The sequence below is a fragment of the Stenotrophomonas sp. FR012 genome, from assembly GCF_047520565.2.
Taxonomy (GTDB): domain Bacteria; phylum Pseudomonadota; class Gammaproteobacteria; order Xanthomonadales; family Xanthomonadaceae; genus Stenotrophomonas; species Stenotrophomonas sepilia.
In genome coordinates this window covers 259,316-278,749 of record NZ_JAXBQL020000002.1, presented here as the reverse complement: position 1 = coordinate 278,749, position 19,434 = coordinate 259,316, and the positions used below count along the sequence as shown (strand labels likewise).

General features: G+C 67.7%; 26 protein-coding genes. 19 read left to right on the top strand and 7 right to left on the bottom strand.

Features of this window, described 5'->3' with window-relative positions; all coding sequences use genetic code 11:
- Position 1: 1 nt before the first annotated feature.
- Positions 2–472, bottom strand: a complete 471-nt coding sequence (locus ACM0O9_RS05390; RefSeq protein ID WP_414603750.1) for a hypothetical protein — start codon at positions 470–472, stop codon at positions 2–4.
- 131 nt (positions 473–603) lie between these two features.
- On the opposite strand from ACM0O9_RS05390, the gene ACM0O9_RS05385 reads away from it, so the two are divergent.
- Positions 604–1,299, top strand: a complete 696-nt coding sequence (locus ACM0O9_RS05385; protein WP_111176402.1) for an HAD family hydrolase — start codon at positions 604–606, stop codon at positions 1,297–1,299.
- Here ACM0O9_RS05385 and ACM0O9_RS05380 read toward each other — a convergent pair.
- The 4 genes from ACM0O9_RS05380 to ACM0O9_RS05365 are packed head-to-tail and all read right to left on the bottom strand — an operon-like array spanning position 1,275 to position 3,346.
- The gene (locus ACM0O9_RS05380; RefSeq protein WP_414603751.1) at positions 1,275–1,529 is read right to left on the bottom strand and encodes a hypothetical protein; all 255 of its coding nucleotides are present in this window, start codon (positions 1,527–1,529) and stop codon (positions 1,275–1,277) included. The genes ACM0O9_RS05385 and ACM0O9_RS05380 overlap by 25 nt on opposite strands.
- On the bottom strand, positions 1,526–1,951 hold the full coding sequence (locus ACM0O9_RS05375) for a VOC family protein (protein WP_414603752.1): 426 nt from the start codon (positions 1,949–1,951) through the stop codon (positions 1,526–1,528). Before ACM0O9_RS05375 ends, ACM0O9_RS05380 begins: the two co-directional genes overlap by 4 nt.
- 10 nt (positions 1,952–1,961) lie before the next feature.
- Complete coding sequence (locus ACM0O9_RS05370) at positions 1,962–2,423, bottom strand: helix-turn-helix domain-containing protein (protein ID WP_414603753.1); 462 nt, start codon at positions 2,421–2,423, stop codon at positions 1,962–1,964.
- Positions 2,420–3,346, bottom strand: coding sequence for a LysR substrate-binding domain-containing protein (locus ACM0O9_RS05365; RefSeq protein ID WP_414603754.1), 927 nt, complete (start codon positions 3,344–3,346; stop codon positions 2,420–2,422). Before ACM0O9_RS05365 ends, ACM0O9_RS05370 begins: the two co-directional genes overlap by 4 nt.
- A gap of 91 nt (positions 3,347–3,437) precedes the next feature.
- Between ACM0O9_RS05365 and ACM0O9_RS05360 the strand changes: the two genes are divergently transcribed.
- Both ACM0O9_RS05360 and ACM0O9_RS05355 read left to right on the top strand, forming a co-directional pair.
- Complete coding sequence (locus ACM0O9_RS05360; protein ID WP_414603755.1) at positions 3,438–4,478, top strand: hypothetical protein; 1,041 nt, start codon at positions 3,438–3,440, stop codon at positions 4,476–4,478.
- On the top strand, positions 4,475–5,356 hold the full coding sequence (locus tag ACM0O9_RS05355) for a TolB family protein (RefSeq protein ID WP_414603756.1): 882 nt from the start codon (positions 4,475–4,477) through the stop codon (positions 5,354–5,356). The genes ACM0O9_RS05360 and ACM0O9_RS05355 overlap by 4 nt, the downstream gene beginning before the upstream one ends.
- A gap of 7 nt (positions 5,357–5,363) precedes the next feature.
- On the opposite strand, the gene ACM0O9_RS05350 is transcribed toward ACM0O9_RS05355, so the two are convergent.
- Positions 5,364–6,719, bottom strand: a complete 1,356-nt coding sequence (locus ACM0O9_RS05350) for a sigma-54 interaction domain-containing protein (RefSeq protein WP_414603757.1) — start codon at positions 6,717–6,719, stop codon at positions 5,364–5,366.
- A gap of 397 nt (positions 6,720–7,116) precedes the next feature.
- Between ACM0O9_RS05350 and ACM0O9_RS05345 the strand changes: the two genes are divergently transcribed.
- The 15 genes from ACM0O9_RS05345 (at position 7,117) to ACM0O9_RS05275 (ending at position 16,886) form a co-directional block, all read left to right on the top strand.
- Positions 7,117–7,647: a FapA family amyloid fibril periplasmic chaperone gene (locus ACM0O9_RS05345; protein WP_414603758.1), complete on the top strand. Its 531-nt coding sequence runs from the start codon at positions 7,117–7,119 to the stop codon at positions 7,645–7,647.
- A complete protein-coding gene (locus tag ACM0O9_RS05340) occupies positions 7,644–8,261 on the top strand; it encodes a FapB/FapC family functional amyloid domain-containing protein (RefSeq protein WP_005416643.1) in 618 nt (205 codons plus the stop codon). The genes ACM0O9_RS05345 and ACM0O9_RS05340 overlap by 4 nt, the downstream gene beginning before the upstream one ends.
- A 43-nt stretch (positions 8,262–8,304) precedes the next feature.
- Positions 8,305–9,621 carry a FapB/FapC family functional amyloid domain-containing protein gene (locus ACM0O9_RS05335; RefSeq protein WP_088497575.1) on the top strand — a complete coding sequence of 439 codons (1,317 nt, stop codon included), beginning with the start codon at positions 8,305–8,307 and terminating at the stop codon, positions 9,619–9,621.
- A gap of 99 nt (positions 9,622–9,720) precedes the next feature.
- Complete coding sequence (locus tag ACM0O9_RS05330) at positions 9,721–10,425, top strand: C39 family peptidase (RefSeq protein ID WP_005416645.1); 705 nt, start codon at positions 9,721–9,723, stop codon at positions 10,423–10,425.
- Between the two features lie 13 nt (positions 10,426–10,438).
- Complete coding sequence (locus ACM0O9_RS05325) at positions 10,439–11,188, top strand: hypothetical protein (RefSeq protein WP_065186438.1); 750 nt, start codon at positions 10,439–10,441, stop codon at positions 11,186–11,188.
- A 49-nt stretch (positions 11,189–11,237) separates the two neighbouring features.
- The gene (locus tag ACM0O9_RS05320) at positions 11,238–12,530 is read left to right on the top strand and encodes a transporter (protein ID WP_414603759.1); all 1,293 of its coding nucleotides are present in this window, start codon (positions 11,238–11,240) and stop codon (positions 12,528–12,530) included.
- A gap of 300 nt (positions 12,531–12,830) precedes the next feature.
- Complete coding sequence (locus ACM0O9_RS05315) at positions 12,831–13,121, top strand: RebB family R body protein (RefSeq protein WP_005416648.1); 291 nt, start codon at positions 12,831–12,833, stop codon at positions 13,119–13,121.
- A gap of 43 nt (positions 13,122–13,164) precedes the next feature.
- Complete coding sequence (locus ACM0O9_RS05310) at positions 13,165–13,434, top strand: RebB family R body protein (RefSeq protein ID WP_262219992.1); 270 nt, start codon at positions 13,165–13,167, stop codon at positions 13,432–13,434.
- Positions 13,435–13,460: 26 nt separating this feature from the next.
- Complete coding sequence (locus tag ACM0O9_RS05305) at positions 13,461–13,727, top strand: RebB family R body protein (protein ID WP_329888859.1); 267 nt, start codon at positions 13,461–13,463, stop codon at positions 13,725–13,727.
- A gap of 60 nt (positions 13,728–13,787) precedes the next feature.
- Positions 13,788–14,060 carry a RebB family R body protein gene (locus ACM0O9_RS05300; RefSeq protein WP_005416651.1) on the top strand — a complete coding sequence of 91 codons (273 nt, stop codon included), beginning with the start codon at positions 13,788–13,790 and terminating at the stop codon, positions 14,058–14,060.
- A gap of 70 nt (positions 14,061–14,130) precedes the next feature.
- Positions 14,131–14,367 carry a RebB family R body protein gene (locus ACM0O9_RS05295; RefSeq protein ID WP_005416652.1) on the top strand — a complete coding sequence of 79 codons (237 nt, stop codon included), beginning with the start codon at positions 14,131–14,133 and terminating at the stop codon, positions 14,365–14,367.
- Complete coding sequence (locus ACM0O9_RS05290; protein WP_111128124.1) at positions 14,364–14,948, top strand: RebB family R body protein; 585 nt, start codon at positions 14,364–14,366, stop codon at positions 14,946–14,948. The genes ACM0O9_RS05295 and ACM0O9_RS05290 overlap by 4 nt, the downstream gene beginning before the upstream one ends.
- A 47-nt stretch (positions 14,949–14,995) precedes the next feature.
- A complete protein-coding gene (locus ACM0O9_RS05285; protein ID WP_005416654.1) occupies positions 14,996–15,343 on the top strand; it encodes a hypothetical protein in 348 nt (115 codons plus the stop codon).
- Between the two features lie 20 nt (positions 15,344–15,363).
- Positions 15,364–16,443, top strand: a complete 1,080-nt coding sequence (locus tag ACM0O9_RS05280; RefSeq protein ID WP_111128125.1) for a hypothetical protein — start codon at positions 15,364–15,366, stop codon at positions 16,441–16,443.
- Positions 16,444–16,472: 29 nt separating this feature from the next.
- Positions 16,473–16,886, top strand: a complete 414-nt coding sequence (locus tag ACM0O9_RS05275) for a hypothetical protein (RefSeq protein ID WP_414603760.1) — start codon at positions 16,473–16,475, stop codon at positions 16,884–16,886.
- 59 nt (positions 16,887–16,945) lie between these two features.
- Here the strand turns inward: ACM0O9_RS05275 and ACM0O9_RS05270 are convergent, their stop codons facing one another.
- Positions 16,946–18,439 (bottom strand): AraC family transcriptional regulator, encoded by a 1,494-nt coding sequence (locus tag ACM0O9_RS05270; protein ID WP_065196335.1) that lies wholly within the window; start codon positions 18,437–18,439, stop codon positions 16,946–16,948.
- Positions 18,440–19,106: 667 nt separating this feature from the next.
- Here ACM0O9_RS05270 and ACM0O9_RS05265 point away from each other — a divergent pair.
- A complete protein-coding gene (locus ACM0O9_RS05265; protein WP_235652623.1) occupies positions 19,107–19,370 on the top strand; it encodes a CD225/dispanin family protein in 264 nt (87 codons plus the stop codon).
- Positions 19,371–19,434: the final 64 nt, after the last annotated feature.

Here is a 19,434-nt window from a genome sequence, read left to right as displayed (position 1 = left end):
GTCACGATGCCTGTACACGCAACCATCGTGACGCCAGCACTCTGGCAGACAGGAACTGCAGTAGGGCGCCGATGAGCACGGCAAAGGCAAGCCCGCGCCCTATCGCCGGTACCCCACCGGACAGCATTCGCAGCAGGTAGGCCATGCTGGCCAGGCTGATCAGCAGGGACGTAGCAAGCAGGACCAGCGACACCACCATCGTGCGCACCATCGATGCGGGTCGCGGTGACAGCTCGCTGGCCCATAGGCCGGCAAACGTGGCCAGTGCGCAGGACACCAGCAGGATCAGCCCCGCACTCCGCAACTGCGCGGCCCCGTCGGCGACGGGCATGATGAACTCGCCTGGCGAGAATCCCGCAGGCAGCAGCAACACCAGGACGGGGAGCAGGCAGCTGCCGGCCAGCGCCACCGCGCCGGCGATGCCGGCACTGATGAGGTGATGGTGCCGGGCCTGGGATCGCACTTGGTTCAAGGGGTATTCCCGTGCAGGCGCTGGGTGGGGTGGCCCGGCAGTCTAGCGTTCCTGTGGCCGGCGTGCCCTGCCCGTCCCGCTATGGGAAAATGGCGGGCGCTTCGCCCTTTTGGCTGTTCCCGGAGTAGTAGATGTCCCGTTTCCCCTTCGATGCCGTGCTGTTCGACTGCGACGGCGTACTGGTCGACTCCGAGCCGCTGGTGGCCCGCGTGCTCTCGGAAATGCTGACCGCACGCGGCTGGCCGCTGACGCCTGCGCAGGCGGGCGAGGTCTTCCTGGGCCAATCCGTGGCCCATCTGGCCGGGCTGATCGCAGAGCGCACCGGCAAGCCGTTCACCGAGCAGTGGCTGGAGGAATTCCGCCAGCAGCGCAATCGTGCGCTGGAGCAGGACCTTGAGGCGATCCAGGGGGCGCCCGAGGCCGTGCGTGCGATCGCCATAGCAACCGGTGGCCGCATTGCCTGCGCGTCCGGTGCCGACCTGTTCAAGGTGAAGCTGCAGTTGAGCAAGGTCGGCATCCTCGATGCCTTCGGTGACCACGTCTTCAGCGGCCAGGACATGCCGCAGACCAAACCCCACCCGGACGTGTACCTGGCCGCTGCCGCTTCGCTGGGTGTGGACCCGGCCCGCTGTGCGGTGATCGAAGACACCGTGACCGGCGCGACCGCCGGCGTCGCGGCGGGTGCGACCGTTTTTGGGTTCAGCGAGGGCGGCCCGCACCACAGCACGCCGGAGGCCCTGCGCGCTGCGGGTGCGAAGGTGATCTTCCAGCGCATGGACCAGCTGCCGGCATTGCTGGCGGCCTACGCCGCCGACGCTGCCGCCTGAGTCGGCCTCAGCCCGCGGCGTCCAGTGCGGCGCTTCCCGGCGTAATGCAGCACGAACAGGTACAGGCCAGTGAACAGCTGCAGGAACAATGGCGGCAGCGGCGAATAGGTGATCCACGCTGCCGGCTCGCCCTGTCCCAGCCCGCGGACGGCGAAATTGGCGATCACCGCCAGGGTGAAGACGATCGAGGTCCAGCGATGCACGGGCCGCGCCCAGCCCCCCCGGCTCATTGACGGCGCCTCGCTTCAGAGCGGGCTTCGATCATCTTCCAGCCATTGCCGGACGGGTCACGGAATCCGGCATCGATGGCGCCATAGCGTTCGACCGGCTCCTGGGTGAACTCCACGCCCTGCGCCCGCCATCGCGTATAGCACGCCTGGCAATCGTCCACGGCCAGTACCAGCGGCGGCATGGCGCCCTTGGCCACCAGCTGCTGCAGCGCCTGCGCGGTGGCCGCATCGTGGGTGGGCGGGCCCGGAACGAACAGCCCCAGCTGGAATCCGTCCTGGCCGGGGCTGCGTACCGTCAGCCAACGGTAGCTGCCATTGCGCACATCGGTGTGCACTTCGAAACCGAGCATGCCGACGTAGAACGCGAGTGCCTCATCCTGGTCGCGCACATACAGGCCGACCGTGTTCACAGTGTTTCTCATGGGACCTCCCTCAGGTGGGGTCCACGTTAGCAACCGCCTGGCGACGGCGCTTCTCCAAAACTGCGATGTTCAGGTCCGGTCGCTGCGCGGCACGCGCATGGCATTCCGGCACGCTGGCCGGGGTCACCTGGCCAGCGCGCTCGCGCTCGCGCACGTTGCCGGGGCTGTCGCCGGTGATGTCACGGAAGATGCGGCCGAAGGTGCCCAGGCTGCTCCAGCCGGTCTGCGCGGCGATCTCGGTGACCGGCAGATCGGTGTCACGCAACATCGCCACGGCCCGTTCGATGCGGCGGCTCAGCAGGTAGCGGTGCGGCGGCAGCCCGAAGGCCTGCTTGAACGAACGCGCGAAATGCGCGGGCGATACGGCACTCACTTCGGCCAGGCGGGCCACCGGCCAGTCCTCGTGGCTGGCATGGTCCATCCGGTCCTTGGCACGCAGCAGGCGTCGCAGCAGTTCAGGGCTCTGGTTCATGCCGCCACCGTGCGCCCCAGATGATGTCGCGCCGCATGCCTGGCCTGCGCGGCCTGCTCGCCCAGCCAGTCACCGAATGCAATGACCTTGGCGCTCCGGCTGCGCGCCGTCGGTGCCACGAACCAGAAACCACGCCCGTCGCTGGCCACACCGGGATGTGCCTGCACCAGGCGCCCGCTGTCCAGTTCGGCCTGGAACAGGATTGGCGAAGCAATGGCGATGCCCTGCCCGGCAATGGCCGCGCCGACGTCCAGATGCTCTACCGCAAAGGGGCTGACCAGGCTCTCCTCGGCCGGCGGCGGAACCGCGCCATGTGCGGAAAACCACAGTGCCCACCAGTCGGGCCTGCCGAGCAGCGGAACCTCCAAGGCCCGGCGCCCGAGCCCGTCTGCCGCCAGCAGCAGCGCTGGCGCGCACAACGGGGTGAAAATGCTGGGGAACAGGGGCGTGGCCTGCAGCCCGGGCCACTCGCCATGCCCATTGCGGATGGCAGCATCAAAATGCCCGGCGGCCAGGTCCTGCGGCTCTGCCGACAGGTCCAGTTCCAGCACGATGCTCCGATGGCGGCTGCGGAAACTGCCCAGCCGCGGTGTCAACCAGCTGGTGCCCAGCGTGGGCAATACGGACAGGCGCAGTCGCGCCGCATCCATGTCAGCGGCACGCATGAAACTGGCACGAAGCGCGTCGAAGGCCCGGGTGGCCTCCTGCGCGACGCTGGCACCCGCTGCCGTCAGTTCCACATGCTGTGCATGGCGCAGGAACAGGCAGGTACCGGTCTGGGCCTCCAGCCGGCGCACGTGGTAACTCACCGATGCCGCACTGGTGTCGAGCTCCTCGGCGGCACGGGCGAAACTGCCCAGCCGCGCCGCCGCTTCGAAGGCGCGGATGGCGACAAGCGATGGAAGCTGGCGTTGGGTCACCATAAGTGTGGCTTAGCCTGAGCCCCGATATCTGCGTGGTCAATCCCCCTCGCACCCGCAACGATGGAGGCACGTCCGCCAAGGGGTCACGCACATGGATCGACGGCAGTTCCTGGCCACCTTGGCCGCGGCGGCAGCCTCAAGCGCCCTGCCCTCGGGGCGGCCCCTGGCCAGCCACAGCGAAGACTGGAAATGGTTACAGGGCAACTGGCGGGTCCGGCACCAACGGCTGAAGGAGCGCCTGCGGGGCGATACCCGCTGGGAAGCCTTCAGCGGCGCCAGCGCGGTCTGGCTCACCCTGGGCGGACTCGGCACCATCGATGACAACGTCATGGCGCTGCCTTCGGGTCCCTACAGGGGCCTGGGCGTGCGTGCGTTTGATCCGGTGTCTTCCACGTGGTCGATCTGGTGGATCGATGGACGCAACCCTGCCTATATCGAAGCGCCCGTGCGCGGTGTCTTCGAAGGCGATGGCGGCAGCTTCCGTGGTCGTGATCACTTCAAGGGCCGCCCCATCGACGTCTGGTTCCGCTGGCATGACATCCATGGCGAGGAGCCGTGGTGGGAGCAGGCGTTCTCCGACGATGCCGGCGCGCACTGGGAAGTGAACTGGCGCAACTGGTTCCGCCGCACTGCGGCAGCCCCCTCTCCGCTTCCGAAGCCGCCGGATGCACCGCGCGATTTCGATTTCCTGGTGGGCCATTGGAACGTGCGCCATCGTCGCCTGCGCGCTCGGCTGGCAGGCAGTGATGCGTGGGACGCGTTCAACGGCACCCTGCACAACTGGCCGGTACTGGGAGGATTCGGCAACGTGGGCGACAACCTGATGGACGTGCCGGGAGCACCACTGCGCGGCATGGGTATCCGCGCCTGGAGTGCGGCTGAGCGGCACTGGCTGAGCTGGTGGCTGGATGGCCGGGAGCCGACCCGGATCGGCGCGCCGCTGCGCGGTGGTTTCGAGGCCGGCGTCGGGCGCTTCTTCGGCGATGACCAGCACGACGGACGGGCGATCCAGACGCGGGTGATCTGGTCACGCATTACCCCGCGCTCGGCGCGCTGGGAACAGGCGGCTTCGACCGATGGGGGACGCAGCTGGGAAACCAACTGGGTCAGCGACTTCGAGCGACAGGCATGAAGCCGCTGTTGGCCGTGGTGCTGCTGGTTGCTGCGTCGCCTGCCGCGTCTCAATCAAGGCCGCTGCAGATCATCGGCCCCGCCGAACGCTTTGCCCCGGGCGTTGCATCCACGCAGTACGACGAGATTCGACTGACCTTGAGCCCGGACGGAAAAACCGCACTGTGGTTCAGCCGCAACCGGCCCGGCGGTCCGGGCGGGTATGACATCTGGGTCTCCCGCCACGATGGGCAGCGCTGGCGGCCGGCGACGCCGGTACCGTTCAACACGGCTGGGCGCGACTTCGATCCCGCGTTCTCCGCAGATGGGCGCGTCGTGTATTTCTGCTCGGACCGCGCAGGGGGCCAGGGCGGCGACGATCTGTACCGGGTCAGCATTGGACGCGACGGTCGATTCGGCGAACCGGAGAATCTGGGCCCCGCGGTGAACAGTGCGGCCGACGAGTTCGCACCGATGCTCTCCCCGGACGGTCGTACGCTGTTGTTCTCCAGCGATCGCGCGGGCGGTGCCGGCGGCCATGACCTCTACAGCGCCACGATGATCGGCGGCGTGGCGCAGCTGGCGCGGCCGCTGGCCGGTGGCATCAATACCGCCGCGCAGGAGTTCGATGCCACTTTCCTCGGCGACGGCCGAACGGTGGTGTTTGCCCGCGCCCTGGACTTCGCCACTGCACCGGTCCGCCAGTTCATTGCCTACGAGCGTAGAGGCCGTTATGACGCGGGCCATGCATTGCCCTCCCCGGTGAACGAAGCCTCCGGCGACAGCTACGGTGCGATGCTGGATGGCTCGCAACCTGACACTTTGACCTATTCGGCGCGGCGCGCAGACGGTGCGGGGTTGGACCTGTACCGCATCCGCTACCGTTCGGGCGAACCATGATCCGCACTCAACGCTGCGCCGGCAGCTCCAGCCGATGCTTCCGGCACAACCGGTACACGGTCACCCGCGAGATCTGCATCTGTCGCGCGCACTCGGAGACGTTGTAGCCGGTCTGGCGCAGGGTCTGCAGCAGCACATCGCGCTCGGCCTGGCCGCGGGCATCGTGCAGCATCGCCCCCGGCGGCGCATGCTCGCTCCCCCCCAGTTCGAGGTCACGCTCGCTGATCAGCTCGCCTTCGGCCATGATCGCCGCCCGCTGCACCCGGTTGAGCAGTTCACGCACGTTGCCGGGCCAACCGAAGCGTCGCATCGCCTGCAGCGCGGCGGGCGCAAAGCCACGTGCACGCACGCTGTGGCGCAGACGGAAGCAGCGCAGGAAGTGCTCGGCCAGCAGCTGCACATCGGCGCCACGCTCGCGCAAGGGCGGCATCAGCAGGCGCAGCACATTGAGCCGATAGTAGAGATCGCTGCGGAACCGCCCCTGCGCCACCGCGTGCTCCAGTTCGACGTGGGTGGCCGCGAGTACGCGCACGTCGGCCCGCAGCGGCTGGCTGCTGCCGACGCGCTCGAAGGTGCCTTCCTGCAGCACGCGCAGCAGGCTGGTCTGCGCCTCCGCCGGCAGGTCGCCCACCTCGTCGAGGAACACGGTGCCGCCGTGTGCGGCTTCGAATACGCCTATCTGGCGCTTGTCGGCGCCGGTGAACGAGCCACGCTCGTGGCCGAACAGCTCCGACTGCACCAGGCTGGCCGGAATGGCACCGCAGTTGATCGCGATGAACGGCTTGCCCGCACGGCCAGACAACGCATGCAGCGCGTGAGCCGCCAGCTCCTTGCCGGTACCGGTTTCGCCGGTGACCAGCACCGGCAGTTCGACCGGCGCGAACTTGTGCAGCACGGTGCGCACCGCATGCAACGCAGGACTCTCGCCGATCAGTGTGCGCGGCCCCTGGCCGCCGCATACCTCGCTGGCAGAAGGATCATCCGCGTCGAACTGCTGGCGCATCGCCGCCACCAGGTCCTGCAGGCCGAAAGGCAGCGTGAACCGCGAGATGCAACGCTGCAGCAAGGGCAGCCACGCTGCAGGCGTGGGCCCTGCGCCGGGTGGCAGCACCGCAAGCCAGGGCAGATGCACGTGCTGTTCGATCCATGGCGCCAGCAACTGCAGCGCGGGCGTATCCAGATGGCGAAGATCCAGCACAGCGAGCAGCCGATCACGCCCGCGCAGCCCGATCGCCATCGCCGGGTCGGGATGGATGCGGCGCACGTACCAGCCTGCGGCCGCCAGCGCGCTGCGCTCGTTCGCCAGCGGCTCGCCGAACCAGAGCACGCAACGTGATGTAGAAGCCTCCGGGACCGCCGCCATGCTTCCCCCAGCATCCGGACACCGTCGGCGGACTGTTAGGCAATCACCGGCGTGCCGCCCTCCGCCGGGACCCTTTACGGCCACCGCAGCGGCCTTTGATGGGCGGATCCTAGCGCTGCGCTAAACGGCGGCGCAATGAGCGCCGCGTCAAGAAAGCACCGGCTGAAGCGGCATCGTTGCAGTCCGCGACGGCACCTGTAACGCCAGTGTGACAGTCGGGCGCCCGCCTTGCCCTGCGGCGCTTGGTACAGCGCAATCCCAACATTTTTCCGACGCCGCTGTAACAGCGCGGCAGCAGCACCCCACGCCTGCCAGCGCCTGGCGCCATGGCAGCCAAGCCTTGCAGGGTTGGCACGGTTGATGCGTGGTTCCGCCGCACCCACCACGGGAGATCGGCATGGACGGCATCACCCCCATTCGCGGCCTGCTGGCAACGCTGGCCATGGCCCTGCTGTCGGTTGCCGCGAGCGCCTCTGCCTCCGGTGCACGCCAGGGCGTGAAGGCTCAACCGGGCGAAATCGTCCTGTTGCGTGATGTGTCCGCACGCCCGGCCTATCGCATGGCGCCCCCTGGCATGGCGCTGATCGCCGACCCGAAACCCCAGCGCGAGATAGCAGCGGCCCTCGGTGCGGGTGCCCCGGCAAACGGGATGGACGAGCTGAGCGATGAGGACTACGCAGGCATGGGGGCGGGTCAGGCAGCCACGGCCACCGCACCCGCAGGCACCACGGTCGAACGCGTGACACAGCAGGCATTGGGCGGTACGCTCGGCCGCCACGGTGACGGCATGGTCGGCGGCAGTCTCGGTGGCGCCATGAGCGGGCCGCTCGGCGCGGTCGGCAACAGTACCCGCGGCATCGGCGAGACCGTGCGCGGCGCTCTCGGCCAGTTCCCGCTGCAGGGCATGGCCCCGGCAGGTGGCAAGTGAGGCGGGCGCACTGGCTGCTGCTGATCCTGCCTGCCACGCCGTTGATCGCGCAGGCCGATGACTACAGCGGCATGCTCGCCTACCTCGACGTTGCCCGCATCGACGGCCGTGCACTGGCCGGCGCGAACGGCGCCATCGCGGTCAACCAGGCGGCCGGCGACCTCAATATGCAGGCCAACCTGCGCGGCATCGCCACGGGCGAACATGCCGACGTCTCGATCGGCAACCGACAACTGCGCGGTGGCAACCGCGTGCTGGGTGCACCGATGCACGCCACTGCCGTCATCGATGGCAAGGCGCTGGCCGGTGCCAGCGGCATCGCATCCATCAACCAGGCCAGCGGCATCGCCAACACGACGCTCAACGTCGTCAGCGCGACGCTGGCCCGACAGGGCATACGCGAAACCGACGATACGGCCTTGGCCGCCGAGGGTTCCGCGTTGGCAGGGGGGCGGGACGACGCCGGTCGCGGCGTCGCGACGGGCACCCGCAGCGCCGGTGTCACCAGCACCGCGCTGCGGGGATTCGACGGGGTCCTGCAACTCAATCAGATCGCGGGCAGCGGCAATGACACGGCCAATGTGCTGGGCCTGGTCGTGCAGGACCGCCCGTGACAACCACCCAACCGATGCACCACCTGATGAGAGAGAGGGCACCATGAAAGCGACCGTCAAACGGACCATGCTCGCCATGGCGATTGCCACTGCCTCGACCGCCGCTGCGGCCAATGGCTGGGACAACCAGAACGCCAACGCGAACATCAACCACACCCACACCGTCAGCGAAACCCGCAACGAGACGCACAACCACACCGACAACGACGTGCGCAACCGCACCGTCAACGTCAATGTGCAGAAGCACAGCACCATCCAGGCCGACGAACGCAAGGAAAAGAACAACCACGGCGTCGACGTGAACCTGGAGAAGGACCTGCGACTGAGCACCGACATCAATTTCTCCGGCGACCCGAACATCACCGGCGACATCGACCTCGACTCGGCGGCCATCGCCGTGATCGACAACCGCCAGTCGATCAGCAACAACGCCACCAGCAACAGCCTGGTCACCAACAGTGCCTCCATCGGTGACAGCGTGGGCGCAGGTGCCTCCGGCAACCTCGGCTTCAACGTGGTATCGGGCGACAACAACGCCCAGGACAATGCCGCGTCATTGTCCGCCGCCGACGCGTCCTTCAGCTTCGGCATGGCCGACGCCGAGGTGTTCGTCAACCAGGCCGGCTTCGGCAACGCGACCATGAACTCCGGCGTGACCAATGCCGCAGGTCTCGGTGGCAATGCCTTCGGCGGTGCGTCAGGCAACATCGGCGTCAACATTGCGTCGGGCAACAACAACGAGCAGAAGAACGCGCTGGCGGCGTCGGTCGCGACCACCGCGGTGGCGCAGTCGAGCATCAGCTCCAACCAGGTCTCCACCGGCAACACGGTCAGCAACGCCGGCTTCGTGCAGTCCTACACCGATACCGTGCAGGTCGGCATGCGTGGCGGCGTCAGCGGCCTGACCCTGGCCTATGGCGCCGGCACCTACCGCGGTACCGGCAACGCCTACCAGATGGCCAACTACTATCTGGATACCTGGAGTGGCGAGCTGCCACACCCGGGTGGCAGCAGCACCGGCCACATCGACCTGGACGACGAAATCCAGAACGCCACGATGAACCCCAACCGGCCGGGGGTGGGTGGCCTGGGCTTCGATACGCGTGAGAGTGGCACCAGCCAGTTCGTCGAGCTGGGCGTGGCCGACCTGTATGCCAGCCTCAGCGGCACGGTCAGCACCACGCGCTGGGTGAACGTCAACGCGACCAACACCTCGGCCTTGTCGGGCAGCGCCTTCTCCGGCGCCTCGGGCAACATCGGCGTGAACGTGGCCGCGGGCACCGGCAACCTGCAGGCCAACAGCCTGGCCCTGGCAGTCGCCCAGCCCAGCACCGGCGGCGGTGGTGGCAGCGGCGAGTAAGCGCAACACCCCGGCCGTCCGCCAATGGCCGGGTTCCCGGGAGCTCCTGTTCCTCCTCCCCCTTGGGACAGGGGCTCCCCCTTGCTGCCGGAGAATGCGATGTTCGGCCACCGTCTCTCGATACGCCTGCTGGCCTGCCTGCTGTTGCTGGGCGGCGCGTCTGCGCGGGCGGGCGACGTCGGCTTCGCCGGCGTACTGCCCAATGGCGCGCTGCTGCAGCAGAAGGTGGAGAGCATGCAGGAACGGCGCTACCGCAACGTGGTACGCCAGCACACCGATTACAGCTGCGGAGCGGCCGCACTGGCGACCATCCTGCGCCATGCCTACCACCTGGACACCGACGAGGCGACGGTGATCGAAGGGATGATGGGGGTGTCCGACCCCGCGCTGGTGGCCGAGCGCGGTTTTTCACTGCTCGACATCAAGCGCTATGTGGAATCGCTGGGCATGCGTGGGCGCGGCTATCGCATCGATGAGGCACGCCTGCGCACGCTTCGCGTTCCCGGTCTTGTGCTGATGGACGTGCGCGGATTCCGCCACTTCGTGGTGCTCAAGCAGGTACGCGACGGCGTGGTCGAGGTGGCCGATCCCATCCTTGGCAACCGCAGCCTGGCGCTGCCTGAATTTCTCGCTGCCTGGCCATCGCGCGCCGTATTCGTGGTGATCGGCAGCGATTTCGATCGCAACACAGTCCTGCTGCAACCCAGCGAACGACCCAGTGCCCGCGCGCTCTACGCGCGACAGGGGCCGATCACCGATGCCGAACTGGTCGATTTCGGCTTCAGCCACGCCGACCTGTTCTGAAGGAGGCTCCGCCATGTTCCGCCACCGACTGTTGATGGCCCTGCTGCTGGCCTGCCCCGCCCTGCCCCTGCAGGCAGCGGACGCGGCGCCCGGGCGTGGCCTGAAGGAAATTCCGGATCCCGAACTGAACCTGATGCGCGGCCGCTACACCGTAGGTGGCAATACCGTTGCCTGGTTCGGAGTGACGATGGTCTCGCAGTGGCAGGCCAGCAACGGAAGCGTGCTGCAGGGTGCGTTGACCCTGGGCATGGACTTCCGCGGCGGCGGCAGCCCGAAATTGAGCTTCCAGCCCAGCGTGCACGTGACCGCCGCAGATGCGCCGCTGCCTGACACGCAGGGTCGCCACATCGATAGCAGTGGCCTGGCCAACGCCAGCGGCCTGGTGCAGAGCGTGCAGGTGGCCGGCGATGGCAACGTCGCCCGCAATGCGACCACGCTGGTGGTGCGCAACGGCACGGTGCCGGCCCGTTCGTATGACGGTGCCCATTCGCTCAGTGCGCAGGGTGCAGGCGTCTCGGCCTCCGCGGTGCTGGACGGCAACCAGGCACGCCTGCAGTTGCAGGTGGATGGCCAGGGCCTGGTCCAGCAATGGATACGCAACGGCAGCGTCGGCCAGGGCATCGCCCTGAATGGTGACGGCCAGATCGCCAGCAACCAGCTGCGGCTGGAGCTGGTGCGGGATACCGCGGGCGGCAACCTGCCGTTGAGCCAGAACGTGGCCCAGGCGATTGCGATGAACCGCGGCATGGGGCCGGGCCGGTAGCACCACGGCACGGCGTTGGGGGAAGCGTTGCACAACGCAGGACACGAACATGCACACCTTGATGAGGATCACACCGTTGGCGCTGGCGGCGCTGGCGGGCACCGCCCTCGCCGCGCCACCCGCGGCGGAAGATGGCGCCGACGTGCAGGCACTGGCCAACCAGCTGGAGCAGCTCAAATCCAACTATGCGCAGGAAGTGCGGCGGCTGCGCGAACTGGACATGCAGGTGCAGGCCATGCAGGCGCGGCTGAGTGGGAAGGTTGGCCCGATGGCCCTGTCTACGGCTACGGCAGTCGAGCGTGGCGCGACTCTACAGACTTCGTCGGGTGGCGAAGGCTACGCCAGTACCGCCGCCGAGGCACAGCAGGCGAAGCAGGAATCGCGGCGCAGCGTGGATGATGTGAAACAACAGCAGTCGGCGCTGTTCTCGCGCCGCTTCACCGTCGAGAACAGCCTCACCTACGCCCGCTACGACCGCAAGCAGCTCACCCTCAATGGTTTCCTGGCGCTGGACGCGATCTTCCTCGGCAACATCGCCATCGAGAACGTTGAATCCGATTCGCTCACCTACAACCTGGCCGCACGTTGGGGTGTCAGCCCGAACCTGACGCTCAACCTGGACGTGCCTTACCTGGCGCGGCGCACCGTCTACCAGAAGGGCGGCGCCGGCGGTGCGGCGGCCGCGATCGCGCAGGAAGAAACCAATGGCAACGGGCTGGGCGATATCGGCCTGAGTGCGAATTACCGCTTGTTCGGCGAACGCGGCTGGCGCCCGGAGACCGTTCTCACTGCCGGCGTGACCGCCCCTACCGGGCGCGCACCTTACGGTCTGGACTGGAAGGTGATCGAGCGAGACGACGATGACTACATCCGCTTCGCCGTACCCAGGGAGCAGCCCACCGGCAATGGCGTGTGGCAGGCCAATGTGGGCCTGTCGATGGTCAAGGCCGCCGATCCGGCGATCCTGTTCGCCAACGTCGGCTATGTGCATTCGTTCCCGCGTGGTTTCAGCGACATCGACAGCAACCCCGACACGGTCAACCCGGGTGACGTGAAGCTCGGCGGCGCGGTCTACTTCGGCGCTGGCGTGGCCTTTGCGTTCAACGAGCGCACCAGTCTCAGCCTGTCCTTCAGCGACCGCATCAGCGCCCGCGCTTCCACCCGTTTCCAAGGCGGGAAGTGGATGAAAGTGATCGGCAGCGACGCCAACGCGGCATCACTGAATCTGGGCGTGACCTACGCGCTCAACCAGCACACCACACTGGTGACCCTGCTGGGCATCGGGCTGACCCCGGATGCACCGGACTTCACGCTGGCGTTCAAGATCCCTTACATGCTCTGAGCGGCCGGACCCGGCGACGACGTGGCCACGGCCCGTCGCCGCCGGATCGCGCTACCCACGCGCAGCATCTGTGTGTGCCCCAGGGCAACCCGCAAGCGCTGGCGACGACGGCGATGATCATCAGTTCCGCCGCATTCACGCCGCACCTTCACGGTGATCCCCCCGCATTCTCCGTCGATTCCGCCAATCCGGCGGCGACGCCATTTCCTACTCTGGCCCCACGGTGAGGCCCAGGCCGCTGCAGGCGACGCACCGTGACACTGGATACCACGCACTTCCACCCTTTCGCAGGAGCAGGACATGGCATTTCCAACCGCGGTAAACGACCAGATCACTGATTCGGTCACCCAGGCCAACACCAAGGTGCTGGGCGATGCGCCCGCCGTGGCAGTGGGCAATCTGTACCAGGCCACCGCACAGGCGCTGGCCAATGCCGCCCACAACGCCACCAACGCGCAGCAGCAGTCCTACGTCACCGCGCAGTCGGCCACCACCATGGGCGTGGCCACCCTGTACTCGATCGATACCGCCACCACAGCGGTGGCGAGCAAGGAAATCCTCAGCACCCGCGTTCGCGGCCTGGGTTCCTGACCTGTCGTTCCGTAGCTGATCCGCCAACCTCAAGGAGATCGACATGGCATTCCCGACCGCTGTAAACGACCAGATCACCGATTCGGTCACCCAGGTCAACACCAAAGTGCTGGGTGACGCGCCCGCCGTCGCCATGGGCAATCTGTACCAGGCCACCGCACAGGCCCTGGCCAACGCCGCCCACAACGCCACCAATGCGCAGCAGCAGTCCTATGTGACGGCGCAGGCGGCCACCACCATGGGTGTGGCCACGCTGTATTCGATCGACACCGCCACCACAGGCGTGGCCACCAAGCAGATCCTCGGCGCGTGATGCGCCGGCAGGCAAGGAGCTGAGCCATGGCATTTCCCACGGCCGTCAACGACCAGATCACCGACTCGGTCAGCCAGGCCAACCTGCAGACGCTGGGCGTGGCGTCTGCCACGGCAATGGGCACGCTGTACCAGGCCACCGCGCAGGCACTGGCCAATGCCGCCCACAACGCGACGCTCGCCCAGCAGCAGATGTATGTCACGGCGCAGGCCGCGACCACGATGGGCGTCGCGCTGCTCTACGCCGTCGATACCGGCGCCACCGGCGCCGCCACCCGGAAGATTCTCGGCTGATTCCATTGAGTGCCGGCAATCTCCGTTCCTGTAGTGCTGTCCACCCTAGGAGCTTCCACCATGGCATTTCCCACCGCCGTCAACAGCCAGATCACCGATTCGGTCTCGCAGGTCAACACCAAGGTGCTTGGTGATGCGCCGGCTATCGCAATGGGCAACCTGTTCGTGGCCACCAGCCAGGCGCTGTCCAACGCCGCGCACAACGCCACCAACAACCAGCAGCAGTCCTACGTGACCATGCAGGCGTCGACCACCCAGGGGGTGTCCACGCTGTATGCGATCGATACCGCCTCCAACGGCGTGGCCACCCGCGAAATCCTGGGTCTGCGCTGACGTGTCGGCCCGGCGTGACGCCAACCACCGCGCCCCCGCTCAGGGCGGCGTCACGCCGGGCCCCTGATCGATGGCCGCATCGCCCGCCACCGGCTACCTGCTGGCCGCCACCAGCGCCGGATCCGGTGTGGCGATCGCCCTCGCCCCCTCGTTCGCGATGTCCGCCACCTACCTGGCGATGGCCGACAGCCTCGGCCTGGCAATGCAGAACGCGGTGGCCAACCAGCAACGCGGCCAGGTGACCGCCGGCGCAAGCCTGGCCCAGGTCCTGGCCCTGATCATCCAGAAGGGAGCCGTTCCGTCATGAGCAGTGAGAACACCGTCAACAGCCAGATCGTCGACAGCGTCAGTGCCGCCTCGACCCTGCTGGTGGCCCAGGGGCCGGCGCAGTCCTTCAGCATGCTGGACATGGTGATGCTGGAGACGCTGGGCACCGCCATGCACAACGCTGTCGCACGCCAGCAGGGTGCCGGCATGGTCAGCAACGCAGCGGTCACCGCGACCTGCGCGAAGATGATCAATGCCCCCTGGCCGGTGCCACCGCCTGCTCCGGAACCCCCTCCGCCGCCACCGCCGCAGGTCATCCCCCTGCCCGGCCCGGTGCCGGCGCCCCCTTCGCCTGCGGCCGTGATCGCCGCGGCCACCGCAGAAGGAAAGACCGCCATCGGCGTCCTGCAGGCACAGACCCACGGTGCCACTGCCGACGCTGCGGCCGCCACCAGCAGCCTGCATGCACTCCAAACGCTTGCAGGCAATGCGGCAGCGCCTGCGCCCGGTCCTGCGCCCGACGCCGCGTCCGGTCCGGATCCGGACGCAGGTCCCGCCCAGGATCCCGCGCCAGATTCTCCTTCTTCTTCCCCGGCAGCCGACGCTGACGCCGGGGCCTGACACCCTGCAGGCCGCCTGCGGCCCCACCCGCCCATCAAGGAGCCCGTATGGACCCGAGCAACGTCAACGCCCAGGTCATCGATGTGATCAACCAGGTGCAGACGGCCACCATGTCCGCATCCGTGGTGAAGACCAGTGGCGCCGGCAAGGCCTACCAGTCGGTGGCCCAGTCTGCGGCGATCGCCGTGCAGGATGCCGCCGACGCCCTGCGCAATGTCTCAACCATCGCGACCACCGCGGCCGGCGTGGCCATGGCCCAGTACCTGGCGACGGGGGACGAAAAGTATGCAAGGGTGCTCACGCAGGCGCAGAACATGATGCAGGGGGCCACCGACGACTTCAATCGCGTCGGCAATGCCGCTGCGACCGTCCTAAAGGAATTTCCGGCCCAGTGAGGCCACCAGGAGAGCCACGCATGAGCGTTTTCATTGCCGGTCGTTCCATCCCCCAGGCCAATCAGATCAGCCAACCCTGCAGGCATGTCCTTCAGTTCATCGACGGTGGCGAGCAATGGCTGAAGTGGGCCATGGAATCGCATGAGCACCGTTACGCTTTCTCCGACGAGGGCACGATGCTCGATGGGGTGCAGCAGGGTCTGCACGGTTCGCGCATGACATGGTTGCCACGCCTCGGGTTGCAGGTCGGCCCGATCAAGCTGCTCAGCCTTGGCGCCAGCGACCTCGGTGCCCTGCGCAACATGGAGTTTGACGAAGAAACACGCCTGTCGCACAACGAGGCGCAGCGGGTACTGGACAAACACCAGCTGCTGACCAACACCGACCTCGGGGCCTCGCGCGCGTTCCTGGCGGCGATCGGTGCGGCCGCTGCTCCCCTGCTGCAGCAACTGGATTTTCGTGAGTCGCTGGCGCTCCACCAACTGGCCGGTGAGGTCGGCATGCCTGCCACAGGGCGCGATGACCTGGCCGACGCTGCCCACTTCGCGCTGCTGCACGCGCGCAGGCCCATCGAGTTTGCCGACTACTTCCGTTTCTACCAGCGGGTGAGCGCAGGTGGCGGCAGTCGCGAGCATCGGCTGGCGCGTGCCACCCGCGCGTTGCAGCAGGTGCTGCCGATCCTGTTCGGCTTCCTGGACGGGCCGCAACTGCCACAGTTGCCGTCGCCAGAGCAGGTGCGTGAGGCGATCGACGCAAGCCTGGCCGCGAACCGGCAGATCGGCTACGCCCGCATCTCGCTGGCCGCCCAGCAGATGGCAGCCTGCTTCGACAACGATCCCGACCTGCTGCAGGATGACAGCCGGCTGCGCGAGGCCGTGCGGTGGCAGCTGCGCGATGCGCAGGAATTCCTCAACGAACATCCGGTTTCCCGCGGCCGCCTCGGCCAGGATGGTGCCAGCGTGCAGTTCCCGATCGATGGCTCCAGAGCGCAGGCGCTGGTGCAGGTGGAGGACAATGTGATCACCCTGCAGGACTACCGCCGAACCGGCGGCTACCTGGGCGATGAAGGGACGCTGGATTACCGGGCGGACGCGGTGTGAACCCGGCTCCGGCGCCAGGTGGCGATGGCGTGCAGGCAGCAACGGAGGCGCTCGCGTCGGCAGCCGGCGCGGCCGTTGCTGCCGGACGCCTGGCGGCCCGGCAACAGGCGCAGAAGATCCTGGCCGATGCCCAGGCGGCATTGCGCCACATCCTGGGGGAACGCAGCGACGGTGTTCCCCCCTCATCCCCAGCAGGAGCACCGACGATGACCTTCCCGACCCCGCTTCCCGGCAAGCCCACTCCCGCCCATCCGGCGGGCAAATCCCCGATGCAGATCGCCCAGGAGCTGGCGGACGCCGCGATGGCCGCCAGTGAAGACGGCATCCGCGCCGCGATGGAGGTCTCGCAACGCGCGGTCGACGCTGCCGCCGAGGTGGCACGGCGCGCCGACGAAGCCGCCGAGCAGGCCGTGCAGCGCGCTGCAGAAGCAAACGCACGGTAACGCTGGATCTGCCACCCCAGCGCCCCGGGCAGGCCCGCGCCTGCGCCGGGGCGTTGCTTTTACTGGTGCGGGGTTCGCCGGTAGCTGCGCGGGCTGACCCCTACCGCGCGCCGGAAGCTCTTCTCGAAGTGGCTCAGGTCACCGAAGCCGACCTGCAGCGCGACATCGGTAATGCGCAGGCGCTGCCCATCCCGCAGCAGCTGCTTGGCATGCTCGATGCGAAGTTGCTGCAGCAGCAGCTTGAACGTCGTGCCCAGCTCGCTGCGGAACAGGAATCCCAGGTGCGACTGGCTCACATGGGCCTGGCGAGCGAGGTCGCCCAGGGTGAGCGGCTCCGCAGCATGGTCCTTCAGATAGGCCAGCGCACGTTTCAGGCCGTCGTGCAGGCCCTCATGCGCTGCCCGCACCGTATCCGGCTGCACGGGCTCAGGAGCGACGATCTCCTCAAGCGTGGGCAGCCGTTGCGGCGCGCACCCGGCACCGCTGGCGACGTGGCCTGCTGCCAGATCCGGCGCGTGGCGTGCAAGATCCTCGCGGCGGATGCATCGGCCACCGGTCATCACCGCCAGCCGTACCACCACCCGCTCCATTTCCAATAGATTGCCGGGCCAGTCATGCGCGCACAGGGCTTCCAGCACATCGTCGCCCAGCACGTGGGGATTGAATCCATGCAGCTCAAGCGAACGCGCCGCCAGCGCACCGATGTCCTCCACCCGTTCGCGCAGCGGTGGAATATCCACTGTCAGGAACTCCAGCCCGGCCAGCAGGGCGCGCGAGAACTGCTTTTCTCTCACCCGTTGTTCCAGGTCCGCGCTGGTCGAAGCGATCACCCGTATCGGGCCGGCCGCCAGCGCTTCAGCATGGGCAGCAGGCAGCCCACGCATGCGATGTGACAGCTGGCCCTGCAGCGGCACCGGCAGTTCGTCGACTTCGTGGAAGTACAGCGTCCCGCCCTGTGCGCGCGCGAACCAGTCGCTGGCTTCGCCCTGCGGGTGGACACAGTTCACTTCGACGAACGGGCCCTGCCTGCAAGGGCCGCCACTGTGGAGGGCAGCGGCCAGTTCCATCTTCTCGGTACCGAACTCGCCGCGCAGCAGGACCGGCAGCGGGCTGGCCGCGGCGCGCTCGACGAATTCATCCATCTGTTTCAACGCCTCGCCAGCGCCGACCAGCAGCAGTGGCCGGCTAAGCGCCTGTTCGGCCCAGTCCTTTGCCTCGTAGCGCTTGATCAGGTGCGCGCAGCGCTGGGCAAACTGCTCCCCCAGCGCCAGCGCACTGCCGTCCAGCCGCCCCCCCTCACTTTCCAGGTGCAGTTCACCCAACAGCTCGCCGCCATAGCGGATGGGAACCCGCTGCAAGCAAACCTCTTCCGCATTCCCGGACGCCGCCGGCAACCCCGCTGCCGCCCCTGCCACCGCACCACGCAACCGCACTTGACCACCACGCATCACCTTGTGCCGGGACAGCTCCTTCACGAACGCGCCCAGCAGGTCGGGCAATGACGGATAGGGCCGATAAGCGCGCTGCAGCATCTCACTGACTTGCCTGTGCATCGAAACTCCCCTTTGGAATGGCGACCCGATGCATCTGCAACGGGCGATCTCGCGATGCAGGCCCTCCGGCATCATCGCGGGATGCTGCGACGTCCACGCCGCACGCCGTGCCCGCTGGTCGAACCGCTGTTGCCGTGCACGCTTTCCGCTCCCGCGGTGCCGGGAACTGCCATCGCTGCTGGAGGTCGGCAACGCGGACGTCGTCCAGGCCTGGGTCGTGCGCCACAGGGCGGCACTGCCTGTGACGCGGCGCTCCCTGTGTTCCGGCCATCGCGTCCCTGGATTATGGAGAGCGAGTTTCCAGAAAATAAGCATGATAATGACGTGAATATCCGCGCCGGATATCTGTCGCCCACGTTTCCGTGCGCCGCTCGCCGCTCGCCGCAAAGCAGGTGAAGGCAAGCCGCCGAAATCCCATCCACGCTGATGATCAGCGCGTCTGCCCGAACCAGAGGCGGGCACGTGTTGCGCCGCCATGACGGCTACACCGCCTGCTCGCCCAGCCCCGCAGGCCACCGCGCATGCCTGCCGCGTCGCCGCCCCCGATCAATGACCATTCGACCAGCAGAAGATTGCGCACCACGCACGGGTGGCATGCCTTCCGCTGCGATTGGCCTGTCGGCATACTCGCGCTCCCGGCCGCAGCATGATCAAGGAGATCGACCGCATGGACCGCACCCCGCCACCCGTGCCCCCCAGGAACTACCTGATGTGGGCCATCCTGAGCATCATCGCCGGCTTCTGGCCGTTCGGCATCGTCGCCACCGTCTACGCCAACCGCAGCACGTCACTGGTCGCCAGCGGCCAGATCGGCGCGGCCACCGAGGCTTCGCGCAAGGCCCTGCGCTGGATGATCGCCTCCTTCGTCACCTTGCCACTGTGCCTGGCGATGATGATCGGCTATGCCCTGATCGCGCGCGGCATGGCCTGATCGCCTGCTGCCGCCGTCTCGCCATGATGAATGGGAGGCGCGCGCGGCGGTGGCGGCGGCCCAT

Coding starts and splice junctions, on each gene's coding strand:
- ACM0O9_RS05345 (WP_414603758.1), top strand. CDS start 7,117: ATGGACGGCATCACCCCCATTCGCGGCCTGCTGGCAACGCTGGCCATG.
- ACM0O9_RS05350 (WP_414603757.1), bottom strand. CDS start 6,719: ATGGCGGCGGTCCCGGAGGCTTCTACATCACGTTGCGTGCTCTGGTTC.
- ACM0O9_RS05335 (WP_088497575.1), top strand. CDS start 8,305: ATGAAAGCGACCGTCAAACGGACCATGCTCGCCATGGCGATTGCCACT.
- ACM0O9_RS05365 (WP_414603754.1), bottom strand. CDS start 3,346: ATGGTGACCCAACGCCAGCTTCCATCGCTTGTCGCCATCCGCGCCTTC.
- ACM0O9_RS05375 (WP_414603752.1), bottom strand. CDS start 1,951: ATGAGAAACACTGTGAACACGGTCGGCCTGTATGTGCGCGACCAGGAT.
- ACM0O9_RS05325 (WP_065186438.1), top strand. CDS start 10,439: ATGTTCCGCCACCGACTGTTGATGGCCCTGCTGCTGGCCTGCCCCGCC.
- ACM0O9_RS05330 (WP_005416645.1), top strand. CDS start 9,721: ATGTTCGGCCACCGTCTCTCGATACGCCTGCTGGCCTGCCTGCTGTTG.
- ACM0O9_RS05290 (WP_111128124.1), top strand. CDS start 14,364: ATGAGCAGTGAGAACACCGTCAACAGCCAGATCGTCGACAGCGTCAGT.
- ACM0O9_RS05370 (WP_414603753.1), bottom strand. CDS start 2,423: ATGAACCAGAGCCCTGAACTGCTGCGACGCCTGCTGCGTGCCAAGGAC.
- ACM0O9_RS05305 (WP_329888859.1), top strand. CDS start 13,461: ATGGCATTTCCCACGGCCGTCAACGACCAGATCACCGACTCGGTCAGC.
- ACM0O9_RS05385 (WP_111176402.1), top strand. CDS start 604: ATGTCCCGTTTCCCCTTCGATGCCGTGCTGTTCGACTGCGACGGCGTA.
- ACM0O9_RS05285 (WP_005416654.1), top strand. CDS start 14,996: ATGGACCCGAGCAACGTCAACGCCCAGGTCATCGATGTGATCAACCAG.
- ACM0O9_RS05380 (WP_414603751.1), bottom strand. CDS start 1,529: ATGAGCCGGGGGGGCTGGGCGCGGCCCGTGCATCGCTGGACCTCGATC.
- ACM0O9_RS05300 (WP_005416651.1), top strand. CDS start 13,788: ATGGCATTTCCCACCGCCGTCAACAGCCAGATCACCGATTCGGTCTCG.
- ACM0O9_RS05280 (WP_111128125.1), top strand. CDS start 15,364: ATGAGCGTTTTCATTGCCGGTCGTTCCATCCCCCAGGCCAATCAGATC.
- ACM0O9_RS05270 (WP_065196335.1), bottom strand. CDS start 18,439: ATGCACAGGCAAGTCAGTGAGATGCTGCAGCGCGCTTATCGGCCCTAT.
- ACM0O9_RS05360 (WP_414603755.1), top strand. CDS start 3,438: ATGGATCGACGGCAGTTCCTGGCCACCTTGGCCGCGGCGGCAGCCTCA.
- ACM0O9_RS05310 (WP_262219992.1), top strand. CDS start 13,165: ATGGCATTCCCGACCGCTGTAAACGACCAGATCACCGATTCGGTCACC.
- ACM0O9_RS05315 (WP_005416648.1), top strand. CDS start 12,831: ATGGCATTTCCAACCGCGGTAAACGACCAGATCACTGATTCGGTCACC.
- ACM0O9_RS05265 (WP_235652623.1), top strand. CDS start 19,107: ATGGACCGCACCCCGCCACCCGTGCCCCCCAGGAACTACCTGATGTGG.
- ACM0O9_RS05295 (WP_005416652.1), top strand. CDS start 14,131: ATGGCCGCATCGCCCGCCACCGGCTACCTGCTGGCCGCCACCAGCGCC.
- ACM0O9_RS05320 (WP_414603759.1), top strand. CDS start 11,238: ATGCACACCTTGATGAGGATCACACCGTTGGCGCTGGCGGCGCTGGCG.
- ACM0O9_RS05355 (WP_414603756.1), top strand. CDS start 4,475: ATGAAGCCGCTGTTGGCCGTGGTGCTGCTGGTTGCTGCGTCGCCTGCC.